Genomic DNA, 11,351 nt, shown 5'->3' with positions numbered 1-11,351 from the left:
CGAGGTCGGTGCTGCGGATGCTAGCTGAACCGAGCCACCAGGGCGGCGCGGTCGAGCTTTCCCGGTCCACGCAGGGGGAGCGCGTCCACGACGAAGAGTTCCCGCGGCGCCGCGGTGACGTCGAGTGTCCGCTGAGCATGTGCGCGCAGTTCGTCGAGCGTCGGAGCTTCGCCCTCGGGTACGACCACGGCCACCACCCGCTGCCCCAGCCGCGGGTCCTCGATGCCGATCACCGCGCACTCGCGAACGGCGGGGTGATCGGCCAGCGCGGCCTCGACCACCTGCGGTACGACGGTCAGCCCACCGGTGGAGATTGCCTCGTCCAACCGGCCGCTGATGCGCAGGACCCCGTCGACAAAAGCTCCGGCGTCGTCGGTCCGGAACCATCCGGGTTCGGCGAAGGCAGGGTGGTCGGGAAGCCCGCGGTACCCGGACGCGAGCATCGGACCGCCCAGCAGTACTCGCCCGTCGTCGATACGAATCTGTGCTCCGGACAACGGGATTCCGTCGTAGACGCAACCGCCGGACGTTTCGCTCATCCCGTAGGTGCGGACGACGGTGATGCCCGCTTCGGTGGCCTGCGCGAGTACCGGTGCGGGAGTAGCAGCGCCGCCGAGCAGAACCGCGTCGAGCGAAGCCAGGGCCTCGACCGCGGCGCGATCACCGAGTGCCTTGACCAACTGCGTCGGCACCAACGAGGTGTAGCGGCGCGGTCCGCTCATCGCGGCGACAGCGCCCGGCAATGCTGCAGGGTCGAAACCCGCACTGACGTCGACGATCACCGGTTGTGTTCCGGCGAGGACACTGCGCAACAGAACTTGCATCCCGGCGATGTGGTGCGGGGGGAGAACCAGCAACCAGGATCCGGTGCCGCCGAGGCGTTCATGGGTCGCGTCGCCGCTGGCTCGCAGTGCGCTCGCGGCGAGCATCGCGCCCTTCGGGGTTCCGGTGGTCCCCGACGTGGCGACCACCAGCGAGATGCCGTCGTCGATGGGCTGATCGGGGTGCAGAGCGTCGCTCAGTCGGGCCGTCTCGCGTGCGTCGGCCGCAGGGACGGGAAGCACGGCGTCGTGCACGCCGTCCAGGATCTGCGCGATGGCAGGCAGTACCTCGAAGACCGCCTCACCCTGTGGAACGGCCAGTGTGCGAAGAACGTTCACCGGACGTCCGGCCCGGCCAGCGGCCAACCACCGGCAGCCAGATGGCTTCGTACTCGGTCGACGTCGGTTTCGAGTGGCATCTCGTTGGTGATCTTCGTGATGAGGACCTGGATGTCGGTCTTCTCGATGGGCAGATCGCCGTCCTCGATCAACGCGTCGGCGACGGCGTCGACCTCGGTTTCGGAGAGTCTGCGAGTGAGGAGCGCGAAAAGTGGGATGTAGTCCTGCTCGGGGACGCCATTGGGATAGCCGGCCCGCAACCAGCCGACTATCGACGTGAGGAAGGGCGGAAGGGCCATGACGTCAGCTCACGTCTCGAACTTCGTTGTCGGTGTCCACGTCTTCGATGACCGGCCACCCACCTGCGCGCAGCCTTTCGGTGACACGATCGACGTCGTCCTCGGACGGCTCCTCGTTGAGGATTCCCTCGATGATGGCGCGGATGGTGTCGTAGTCGACGTGGCGGTCCGGCACTTCGTGTGCCGACTCGATGGACATCGAAACGACCTGCTCGATCTCCTCGTCGGTCAGACGACGACGGAGAACGGCGAGCAGCGCAAAATGATCCTTGTCCGGGATGCCCTCGGGATACCCGGCACGCAGCCAGTCGAGCACGCTGCGCAATGAATACTTGCTCAAATCCTCGGCCTCATTTTCGTTTCGGTGGTTTCAGTGGTGCGCCGCGACGACCACTCAGAAGACGTGGATTCCGAACGTGCTGGCCAAGAAGTTCTTCATCAACAACAGAATTCCGGCGAAGATCGTGACGAGCACGACCGCAAAACAGAGGTACGCACCCATTTTACCCAGGGTGGACGGTCCTTCGGTGCCGTCGGCGTTCGGCAGACTCAGCGACTTGAGGCCGAAGGCGAAGATCGCCGGCAGTCCGGCTCCGAAGAGCAGTCCGACTGCCACTACCTGCCAGAGCGAATCGAGGGTATCGGTGAGTAGATGCATTCTCTTGCGCCCCTTTCAGGAGTTGCGAGTGGGTTCGGTGGACGGAGTGGGATCAGCAGTCGGAATCTCGCGAGCCGTCGCATCCGGATTCTCGTCCCATTCGGCGGTCACGTTGGCGGCGTCTACGGGTTCCTTACGCGAACGCAGGTACATGAAGATCGCGAACGCGATGAGGGCAGCGAAGACGACGAGCACGCCGGCCAGGCCGCCGATCAGATGCGCGAGTGCCCAGCAGATGGCGCCGACCACTGCAGCCGACGGCAAGGTGATCAACCAGGCGGCGGCCATCCGGCCTGCGACGCCCCAGCGGACCTCGGCGCCCTTGCGCCCGATGCCGGTACCGAGGATCGATCCGGTGGCGACGTGGGTGGTCGAGAGGGGGAGTCCGAGGTGGCTCGACGTGAGAATGATGGCGGCGGACGACGCTTCGGCTGCCAGACCCTGCGGCGCGGCGATCTCGACAAGGCCCTTGCCCAGGGTGCGGATGATGCGCCAACCGCCCAGGTAGGTGCCGAGAGCGATCGCGACGGCACAGGTGAACTTCACCCAGAACGGCATCTCGGTCTCGGCGGTGATGGTGCCGTGAGCGACCAGGGCCAAAAAGATGACGCCCATAGTCTTCTGGGCGTCATTGGTGCCGTGCGCAAGTGAGATCAGCGAGGCGGTGCCGATCTGGCCGAAACGGAAACCGCGCTCACGCTCGTCTTCCTTGACGGATGCGGTGATTCGGTACACGAGCTTGGTACCGACGCCTGCGACCAGGGCCGCGACGACCGGCGCGAGGATCGCGGGGACGACGACCTTGGTCAGAACTCCACCCCACTCGACGCCGCCCATACCGATGGAGGCGATTGCGGCGCCGATCAATCCGCCGAACAGTGCGTGTGAGGAGCTCGACGGCAATCCGAGCAGCCAGGTCGCCAGATTCCAGATGATTCCGCCGACGAGACCGGCGAAGACGATCAGCAGCAGATCCTGCCCACTGACCGCGCCGAGGTTGACGACGCCTTTGGCCACGGTCGCAGCGACCTCGACGGACAGGAACGCACCGACCAGGTTCAGGATCGCGGAAAGTGTGACCGCAACTTTGGGCTTGAGTGCTCCGGTCGCGATGGAGGTGGCCATTGCGTTACCGGTGTCGTGAAAACCATTCGTGAAATCGAACGCGAGGGCGGTGACAACTACCACCAGGAGGATTACGAGCTCTGCGGTCACAACGTGAATTGTGCGTATCGAACGCGTAAAAGTACAGCGAACGGGATGCGAACAGGGGCTCCGCGGAGTACGTCCCCGCGCGTGGGCTGCGGCGCTGCCGTTCGCGATGTGTTCAGCGCCACGAAATCGGAACCCTGTGTGGGACCTCACTTTTTGGTCTCACTCACCGGGAAGGCACATTCGGACCGTTTTAAACGCTGATTACCTACGGGCACCGAGCGCACCGGAACAGGGGTTTCACCCCTGTTTCTCGGTGTCTGTCAGTGAGAAGGAGAGCTCCGACCGTGAAGCCCAACAAGTCCACGAAGCTGATCGTGGCACTCGCCGCGACCGCCGTTCTGGCGTCAGCCTGCGCATCGAATCGTGGTGACGATCCCTACGCCGTCGCTGTCGGCGGACCCGGCGTCAGCGCCGACCTTGCGTCGAGCACATCCGACGCGAAGTTCGGCACCCTCGATTCGCCCTGCGGTGAAGGCGATGCCACCGGCGCAACCGATCAAGGCGTCAGCGACACCGAGATCAAGATCGGGTTCGGTGACGACCGCGGTTATGTGAAGTCTCCTGGGCTGAACAAGGAAATGAGCGATGCGGTGAACGCGCTCATCTCTTGGTGCAACGATCAGGGCGGCATCAACGGCCGCAAGGTCGTCGGAACCGACTACGACGCCGCGATGACGCAGGCCAACTCGGTCATGCAGGAAGCGTGCGCGAGCCAGTTCATGATGGTCGGCTACGGCTTCGCGATGGATCAGACCGCCGAGCAGACGCGTGTCGCGTGCAACCTGGTGTCCGTGCCAGGCTTCACCGTGTCACCCGACGCAGCCAACGGACCGATGACATTCCAGGGTGTCCCGTTCCCGGTCGACTACGCGAACGGTTCGCAGTGGTTCCAGATGGCCGAGATGCACCCCGATCTGGTGAACGACTTCGACGTCGTCAACAGCACGATGCCCACGATCATCAGCTCCACCACGAAGATTCGCTCGATCGCCGAGGCTGCGGGTTTCAAGCTCAAGGATTGCGGCGTCACCCTCAACTACGAGGGGGAATCGAGCTATGTGCCGTTCGCCGAGAAGTACAAGGAGTGCGGCGCGAAGGGGATCTGGACGTCACGATCGGCAAGCCCGTCGGAGCTGAACTTCGTGAAGGCCCTCGACCAGGTCGGGATCGATCCCATCTTCTTCGGTGAAGCCACCTGGTACGGCGCGACCGTCTCCGATTGGAACAAGGACACCGGACTGCTCGACAACCTCAACGCGGGCATGACCTTCCAGATGCTCGAGAACGCGGACAAGGTGCCCGCAGTGAAGAAGTACGTGGATCTGGTCTCCGAGCAGGGTGGCAAGACCGCGCTCCTCGGTATGCAGGCGGCGTCGTCGTTCCTGCTGTGGGCGGCCGCCGCGGACGAGTGCGGTAGCGATCTGACGCGTCAGTGCATGGTGAACGAACTCTCGAACATTCACGAGTGGGACGGCGGCGGATTGCATGCCGTCACCGATCCCGGCAAGAACATGCCGGCCACCTGCGGACTCATGACCTCGCTGAAGGGCAGTACCTACGCGCAGGCATTCCCGTCCACCGCGGGCGAATTCAAGTGCGACCCCAAGTACCTCGTCGCGACCGACAAGAGCACCTGGGGAACCGAACTCGGGGCTGACCGCGTGTCGACGAAGTACCAGAACGCCAACGTCATCAAGCCGCAGTCCTGATTCTTCCGACTCGGGCGGCGAGCGCCAACCGCCGCCCGAGTCCCTAACGAGGGTTCAGCCATGAACACTTTTGTCACTTTCACGATCCTGGGCCTGGTCCTGGGGTCGGTGTACGCGATCGCCGCCTCCGGGCTGGTACTCACGTACAACACGTCAGGCATCTTCAACTTCGCGCACGGTGCACAGGCAATGCTCGGTGCGTTCATCTACTGGCAGTTGCGCTACGGCTGGGAACTTCCCACCGTCGTCGCCTTGCTGATTTCACTCGTCCTGGTCGGGCCACTGATGGGCCTCGGCCTCTACGTCCTGATCATGAAGGGTCTGCGCGATACCGCCGAGGTCACCAAAATCGTTGTGACGGTCTCGATCCTGCTCGGAATGCTCTCGATCTCGCACTGGTTCTGGCACCCCGAGACCGCTCGGACGATGCAGATGTTCTTCGGCGACCAGTCCAAGATCACGGTGTTCGGCGCGAGCATCCGCTACCACGAGTTGATCTGCATCCTCGTTGCGATCGCCATCGCCGTCGGCCTGCGCATCCTGTTCACGCGCACCCGCGCCGGTGTCGCGATGCGCGGCGTCGTCGACGATCCGGAACTGTTGCGCCTCAACGGCCACAATCCGGAGCGTCTTGCGGCCCTGTCCTGGGCGATGGGTTCGACGCTCGCAGTCCTGGCCGGCATCCTGATCACCCCGATCAGTGGCGGCACACTCGAGGCGAACATGTTGACACTCTTGGTGATCGACGCGTTTGCCGCGGCCATGTTCGGCCGGTTGCGCAGCATTCCGCGCACGTTCGTCGGCGCCGTGGTCCTCGGGCTTGCCGGTACGTACGTATTGGCGTACTTCCCGACGAGTTGGAGTTGGACGTCGAATTTCCGTGTCTCCCTGCCGATGATCGCGCTGTTCGTGGTGCTGATCGTGCTCCCACAGGACCGGTTGCGTGGAGCGGTCACCCGTACTCGCGAGCGTTACCACGTGCCGAGCGTGCGCAAGGCCGTCGTCTGGGGCTTGGCACTGATCGTCATCGTCTACCTGATCCGTCTGCTGATGGTGACGTCCGCCGTCACCACACTGACCATCGGAATGACTTTCGCGATCATCGCGCTCTCGCTCACACTCCTCACCGGTTACGCGGGTGAATTGAACTTGGCGCCGGTGTCTTTCGGCGCTATCGCTACCATCGTGGCCTTCCACTTCGGGATCTCCGGTTCCGGGTTGGCTGCGCACCTCAACCTGTGGGGCATCGTCGTCGGAGTCCTCGTCACCGCCGTGATCGGTGGCCTCGTCGCCCTACCGGCGCTGCGGCTGAGAGGGCTGTATCTCGCGCTGGCAACCATGGCCTTCGGAGTGTTCCTCTCCAACATGGTTCTTCGTGACACCACCGAACACGAGATGTTCGGCATGAAGTACTCGCTGTTCAAGGACGGGAACATCGCCCTCCCTCCGCTGAAGATCGGTCCGCTCGATCTGAGCAACGAGACGGTGTTCCTGATGACCGTGACCGCGCTGTTCTCGATACTCGGCGTCGGCGTCATCGCGTTGCGTAACAGCGGCTACGGGCGCCGACTCGCAGCGATGAAGGACAGCCCGGCCGGTTCGGCCATGCTCGGACAGAGCCTGGTTCGGCTCAAGCTCAGCGTCTTCATGATCTCTTCGGGGATCGCCGGTCTCGGCGGCATTCTGATGTCGAGCGCCATGGGGTCCGTCTCGGGCGAGAGCTTTGCCATCATGGTCAGCCTCTCGCTGCTCATGCTGACCGTCGTCGCGGGTATCGGATACGTCACCGGCGCCCTGTTCGGTGGACTGATGGCTGGAATCGGGTTTGCGGTCATCATGGTCTCGTTCACCAATCTGGCTTCGGCGCAACCGGAGTTGGAGGGAATGTGGCTGCTCTTCGGCAACATCGCGGCAGTCAGCCCGGCACTGATCGGCATCGGCGTCGGCGCGAACCCCAGCGGAACGGTCCACAGCGTGATCGAGGGCTACCGACGGCTCGCCGGTGCCAAGCCTGTTCTGATCGGCGGCGCCGCAGTCGTTCTGCTGACCTACGTCCTCGCTCTGACCGGTGTACTCGGCAACTGGTGGTTCGCGTCCATCACGATCGCGGTGGTGTTCATGCTGCCGGTGATCGGTGAGATGGTCATGCCCAGCGCGGTTCTCACTCCGGAGGAACTGGCCGCCAAAGCGACAGTCGTTCCCGAGGACATCGGGATCGATGTCCCTTACAGCCCCGAGATCCGTGACGAGATCGACCGCGAACTGGGGATTCCTCAGTACCAGGGTGGCTCGCCGAAGGAGTTGACCGTCCATGTCTGATACACCACTTCTCGAAACGCGCGGTGTGAGCGTTCGTTTCGGTGGACACGTCGCGGTCAAGGACGTTTCGCTCACCGTGCAACCCGGAACGGTGACAGGACTCATCGGACCGAACGGTGCCGGCAAGACGACGCTCTTCAACACCATCACCGGGCTGCAGAAACCCACCTCCGGTCAGGTGTTCCTCGGTGGCGTCGACGTGACGAAGCTGCCGCCGCACAAGCGGGCGGGGCGCGGGCTGGCACGTACCTTCCAGCGGCTCGAACTGTTCGTCTCGCTGTCGGTGCGAGACAACCTGCGCGTCGCGGGAGACATCCACAAGGCGAACGGCCGCAACAAGATCGACGTGGACGGCGAGACCGATCGCCTGCTGGAGCTGACCGGGCTCACGGATGTCGCGGACAAGGACGTCGCGGACATCCCCACCGGACGGGCTCGCGTCGTCGAAGTTGCACGAGCCCTCATGACCGACCCGCGAGTGCTTCTGCTCGACGAACCGGCCTCGGGTCAGACCGAGCAGGAAACCGAGGTCTTTGCCGAGATGCTCACCGAACTTGCTGCGGGTGGACTCGGAATCTGTCTGGTGGAGCACGACATTCCGCTGGTGATGAAAGTGTGCTCGACCATCCACGTGCTCGACTACGGCGCAGTCCTCGCCTCGGGTGATCCGGAGAAGATCCGGACGGATCCGGAAGTGATCGCGGCCTACATCGGGACCGAGGAGGAGGCGGTATGACTTCAGCGAAAATCGGCGAGGCGAAAATCGACGAGGGTATACGCAGCCCCGACCGCGCCGAACCGTTGCTCGAACTGTCCGGTGTCCGCGCCGGTTACGGATCCATCGAAGTTCTGCACGGGGTGGACCTGATTCTGGAACCGGGCGCCGTGGTGGCGCTGCTCGGACCCAACGGCGGCGGCAAGACGTCGACGCTCAAGATCTGCTCGGGCGTCCTTCCGGTCACCCGCGGCGAGTTCCGGCTCGCGGGCCAGGTCGTGAACGGAGTCGAGCCTTCGGAGTTGGCTCGGCTGGGGGTCTGCTCCATCCCCGAAGGACGCGGGATCTTCGCCAACCTCACTGTGCGGGAAAACCTGTGGATCGCCACCGGAACGGGCGTCGGGCTGGCCGAACTCGAAGAGGTTGCGTACGGCAGGTTCCCGATCCTGGGGGAGCGGCGCGGACAGTTGGCCGGATCGATGTCCGGTGGTGAGCAGCAGATGCTGGCGCTGTCACGGGCACTCGGCACTCACCCGACGGTGCTCCTGCTCGACGAGCTGTCGATGGGTCTCGCACCTCGAATCGTCTCGCAGATGTACGACGTCGTCGGCTCGCTTGCAGCCGAAGGCATTTCCATTCTCGTCGCCGAGCAGTTCGCGCGAGCGGTGCTGCCCATCGCGACCTCGGCCGCACTGATGTTGCAGGGACGCGTCGTCAAGACCGGCGATCCACACGACATCGAAAACGAACTTTCTACCAGTTATCTAGGAGGATGACGATGACTACTCTCGCCGAAGATCGCCGTGAGGAATTCAAGAAGAACATCGCAGAGTTGAAGCTGGACAAGAAGCAGGCAGGCGGCGACGCGGCGACGCGCATCGCGGGCCTGGTGCTCATGGTCGTCGGAGTGGTCGGCGCCTTCGTCGTCTACATCTCTTCGCTGACGCTCTCGGACCTGCGGGATCTGGTGTCGTACCAGATCCTCACCGTGGTTTTCCTCGCCCTGACAGTGGTCGGTGCCGCTCTCTTCCTGGCCGCATCGGTGGCAAAGGTGCTGCGGCTGTGGCTGGTTCGCCAACTGCTCGAGGGCCAGGCCCAGACAGATCAGATCTCGCAGGCGTTGAGCACGCGCAACTGATCTTTGTGAAGAACCGAACGATGCCCGCCACGAAAGTCGTGGCGGGCATCTGTCATTGCTCGGCTACAGCGGTGTCTCGGCTACAGCGGTGTCTCGACTACGCGGACGGTGGCCGGGAATCGCGTCGGATGGGATGGTCCTCCGGGATCTGCACCATCACGATCGGTGTCCCGTCCGGGTCGGCGATCCACATCTCGTGTAGACCCCACGGTTCCTGTCTTGCCTCGCGCGCGATCTTGACCCCGGCGAGAACCAGTTCGGTCTGAACGGCAGTGAGGTCCCGGACCTGCAGCCAGATCGCGCCGCGAAAGCCGCCCTCGCCGGTGCCGCCGTGCGCAGCGACTTCGATCAGACCTTGGCCGGCGAAGAAGACTGTGCCGCCGGGATATTCACGAGCGATCGCCAGACCGAGGGTGTCTCGGTAGAAGCTCAGCGTTCGTTCGTACTCGCTCGGGCGCAATATCGTCCGACTGCTCAGAATCTCCACGTCCGACCTCCCTCTCGCACCTACTGTGTCAGAAATACCAGGGATATGGTGACCAGTCGGGATCACGCTTTTCGAGGAACGAGTCACGACCCTCGACGGCCTCGTCGGTCATGTACGCCAAACGTGTTGCCTCACCGGCGAACAGCTGCTGGCCGACCAACCCGTCGTCCTGCAGGTTGAACGCGTACTTGAGCATCCGCTGTGCCTGCGGCGACTTGCCGTTGATCTTGCCGGCCCAGTCGATCGCGACGTTTTCGAGTTCAGCGTGGTCGACAACCTTGTTGACCGCGCCCATCTGATGCATTTCCTCGGCGGTGTACGTCTCACCCAGGAAGAAGATCTCGCGAGCGAACTTCTGGCCCACCATCTTTGCCAGATAGGCGCTGCCGTAGCCGCCGTCGAAGCTTCCGACGTCGGCGTCGGTCTGCTTGAACCGTGCGTGCTCGCGGCTGGCGAGCGTCAGGTCGCACACCACGTGCAGGCTGTGGCCGCCGCCCGCAGCCCAGCCGTTGACCAGGCAGATCACGACCTTCGGCATGAAGCGGATCAAGCGCTGGACCTCGAGGATGTGCAGGCGCCCGGCGCGTGCTTTGTCGACGGTGTCCGCCGTTTCACCTTCGGCGTACTGGTAGCCGCTGCGGCCACGGATGCGCTGGTCTCCGCCCGAGCAGAACGCCCAACCGCCGTCCTTCTCGCTCGGTCCGTTGCCGGTCAGGAGCACCGCTCCCACGTCGGAGGTCATCCGGGCGTGATCGAGTGCGCGGTACAACTCGTCGACGGTGTGCGGGCGGAACGCATTACGTACTTCCGGTCGGTCGAAGGCGACGCGAACGGTGCCTTGGCTGACATGCCGGTGGTAGGTGATGTCGGTGAGGTTCTCGAATCCGGGGACAGGGCGCCAGAGCTGCGGGTTGAAGGTCACCTGAGCCACGATAGAGGCACGGCTCGCGCGTCTAACGGATACCTGAGGTAGAACACGTTCCCGGGCGCGCTAACGTGCAGGTCATGAGCGAACAAACCGCAGACGGCACGGAGATCGTCACAGACGGTGAGAAGCGGGGCGGATTTCCACGGTTCCGGCACACTCCCGCAGGTCCGGACTTCGGCCGCTTCGTCGAAGCGATGCGCAGGTTGCAGGACCTTGCCGTCTCGACCAATGTTCCCGACGACGTACTCGCAGACATCGCTACGCAAGCCGAAGAGCTTGCCGATCGGTTGACTCCGTACGAGGTCCCGGAAGGCAAGTCGCCCGCGGGCTCGAACATCCAATTGCCCGGACGCGGCAGCCTCCTCATGCTCCCGTGGATGGTCGAGAAGTTCGACACCGAAGGAGTCCGCAGTACCGGCGTCTTCCGCCGCTACCACCTGGGCGGTAACGGCGCCGCTCACGGCGGTGTCCTGCCCTTGCTGTTCGACGACGTCTTCGGGATGACGGTCCACGCGGGTGGCCGTCCGATCTCCCGCACCGGCTACCTCCACATCAATTACCGCGCGATCACTCCGCTCAATCAACAACTGGTGATCGAGGGGCAGGTGGATCGGGTCGAGGGTCGCAAGACTTTTGTCAGCGCGCGCCTGACCGATCTCGACGGCAAGCTCCTCGCCGACGGTGAGGCGCTCATGATCGAACTGCTTCCGGGACAGCCCTGAC

General features: G+C 63.8%; 13 protein-coding genes. 6 read left to right on the top strand and 7 right to left on the bottom strand.

All coding sequences use genetic code 11. The annotated features are described in order from the left end of the window. Positions 1 to 20: 20 nt before the first annotated feature. The 5 genes from menE to AC1Q6C_RS17180 are packed head-to-tail and all read right to left on the bottom strand — an operon-like array spanning position 21 to position 3,332. Complete coding sequence (menE, locus tag AC1Q6C_RS17200; RefSeq protein WP_230359637.1) at positions 21 to 1,160, bottom strand: o-succinylbenzoate--CoA ligase; 1,140 nt, start codon at positions 1,158 to 1,160, stop codon at positions 21 to 23. Further along, positions 1,157 to 1,459 (bottom strand): DUF3349 domain-containing protein, encoded by a 303-nt coding sequence (locus AC1Q6C_RS17195; RefSeq protein WP_003941976.1) that lies wholly within the window; start codon positions 1,457 to 1,459, stop codon positions 1,157 to 1,159. Before AC1Q6C_RS17195 ends, menE begins: the two co-directional genes overlap by 4 nt. A 4-nt stretch (positions 1,460 to 1,463) precedes the next feature. After that, a complete protein-coding gene (locus AC1Q6C_RS17190) occupies positions 1,464 to 1,799 on the bottom strand; it encodes a DUF3349 domain-containing protein (protein WP_003941853.1) in 336 nt (111 codons plus the stop codon). A gap of 54 nt (positions 1,800 to 1,853) precedes the next feature. Further along, positions 1,854 to 2,117 carry a hypothetical protein gene (locus tag AC1Q6C_RS17185; protein WP_003942079.1) on the bottom strand — a complete coding sequence of 88 codons (264 nt, stop codon included), beginning with the start codon at positions 2,115 to 2,117 and terminating at the stop codon, positions 1,854 to 1,856. 15 nt (positions 2,118 to 2,132) lie between these two features. Further along, positions 2,133 to 3,332 carry an inorganic phosphate transporter gene (locus AC1Q6C_RS17180; protein ID WP_007728486.1) on the bottom strand — a complete coding sequence of 400 codons (1,200 nt, stop codon included), beginning with the start codon at positions 3,330 to 3,332 and terminating at the stop codon, positions 2,133 to 2,135. Positions 3,333 to 3,616: 284 nt separating this feature from the next. Between AC1Q6C_RS17180 and AC1Q6C_RS17175 the strand changes: the two genes are divergently transcribed. Genes AC1Q6C_RS17175 through AC1Q6C_RS17155 form a run of 5 tightly spaced genes read left to right on the top strand, consistent with a single transcriptional unit; the run spans position 3,617 to position 9,213 of the window. After that, positions 3,617 to 5,041 carry an ABC transporter substrate-binding protein gene (locus AC1Q6C_RS17175; RefSeq protein ID WP_003942040.1) on the top strand — a complete coding sequence of 475 codons (1,425 nt, stop codon included), beginning with the start codon at positions 3,617 to 3,619 and terminating at the stop codon, positions 5,039 to 5,041. A gap of 60 nt (positions 5,042 to 5,101) precedes the next feature. Further along, complete coding sequence (locus AC1Q6C_RS17170; protein ID WP_042925622.1) at positions 5,102 to 7,360, top strand: ABC transporter permease; 2,259 nt, start codon at positions 5,102 to 5,104, stop codon at positions 7,358 to 7,360. Further along, complete coding sequence (locus tag AC1Q6C_RS17165) at positions 7,353 to 8,096, top strand: ABC transporter ATP-binding protein (RefSeq protein WP_003942056.1); 744 nt, start codon at positions 7,353 to 7,355, stop codon at positions 8,094 to 8,096. The genes AC1Q6C_RS17170 and AC1Q6C_RS17165 overlap by 8 nt, the downstream gene beginning before the upstream one ends. Next, on the top strand, positions 8,093 to 8,851 hold the full coding sequence (locus AC1Q6C_RS17160) for an ABC transporter ATP-binding protein (protein ID WP_003941866.1): 759 nt from the start codon (positions 8,093 to 8,095) through the stop codon (positions 8,849 to 8,851). Before AC1Q6C_RS17165 ends, AC1Q6C_RS17160 begins: the two co-directional genes overlap by 4 nt. Positions 8,852 to 8,853: 2 nt before the next feature. Next, entirely contained in the window at positions 8,854 to 9,213 is a 360-nt protein-coding gene (locus tag AC1Q6C_RS17155) for a hypothetical protein (protein WP_003942018.1), read from the top strand. 97 nt (positions 9,214 to 9,310) lie between these two features. Here the strand turns inward: AC1Q6C_RS17155 and AC1Q6C_RS17150 are convergent, their stop codons facing one another. Both AC1Q6C_RS17150 and AC1Q6C_RS17145 read right to left on the bottom strand, forming a co-directional pair. Continuing rightward, positions 9,311 to 9,700: a VOC family protein gene (locus AC1Q6C_RS17150; protein WP_003941917.1), complete on the bottom strand. Its 390-nt coding sequence runs from the start codon at positions 9,698 to 9,700 to the stop codon at positions 9,311 to 9,313. A gap of 28 nt (positions 9,701 to 9,728) precedes the next feature. After that, on the bottom strand, positions 9,729 to 10,622 hold the full coding sequence (locus AC1Q6C_RS17145) for a 1,4-dihydroxy-2-naphthoyl-CoA synthase (protein WP_024487301.1): 894 nt from the start codon (positions 10,620 to 10,622) through the stop codon (positions 9,729 to 9,731). 83 nt (positions 10,623 to 10,705) lie between these two features. Between AC1Q6C_RS17145 and AC1Q6C_RS17140 the strand changes: the two genes are divergently transcribed. Beyond that, the gene (locus AC1Q6C_RS17140; RefSeq protein WP_037129937.1) at positions 10,706 to 11,350 is read left to right on the top strand and encodes a PaaI family thioesterase; all 645 of its coding nucleotides are present in this window, start codon (positions 10,706 to 10,708) and stop codon (positions 11,348 to 11,350) included. The last annotated feature ends 1 nt before the right edge of the window (position 11,351 follow it).

It is taken from the genome of Rhodococcus sp. MT28 (assembly GCF_058792695.1).
The sequence above is the reverse complement of the archived record's forward strand: the minus strand, read 5'-3'. Positions and strand labels throughout refer to the sequence as shown.

Bases quoted from the DNA above. Each gene is read 5' to 3' on its own strand.
- AC1Q6C_RS17160 (WP_003941866.1), top strand. From the start codon at position 8,093: ATGACTTCAGCGAAAATCGGCGAGGCGAAAATCGACGAGGGTATACGC.
- AC1Q6C_RS17195 (WP_003941976.1), bottom strand. From the start codon at position 1,459: ATGGCCCTTCCGCCCTTCCTCACGTCGATAGTCGGCTGGTTGCGGGCC.
- AC1Q6C_RS17155 (WP_003942018.1), top strand. From the start codon at position 8,854: ATGACTACTCTCGCCGAAGATCGCCGTGAGGAATTCAAGAAGAACATC.
- AC1Q6C_RS17140 (WP_037129937.1), top strand. From the start codon at position 10,706: ATGAGCGAACAAACCGCAGACGGCACGGAGATCGTCACAGACGGTGAG.
- AC1Q6C_RS17185 (WP_003942079.1), bottom strand. From the start codon at position 2,117: ATGCATCTACTCACCGATACCCTCGATTCGCTCTGGCAGGTAGTGGCA.
- AC1Q6C_RS17170 (WP_042925622.1), top strand. From the start codon at position 5,102: ATGAACACTTTTGTCACTTTCACGATCCTGGGCCTGGTCCTGGGGTCG.
- AC1Q6C_RS17165 (WP_003942056.1), top strand. From the start codon at position 7,353: ATGTCTGATACACCACTTCTCGAAACGCGCGGTGTGAGCGTTCGTTTC.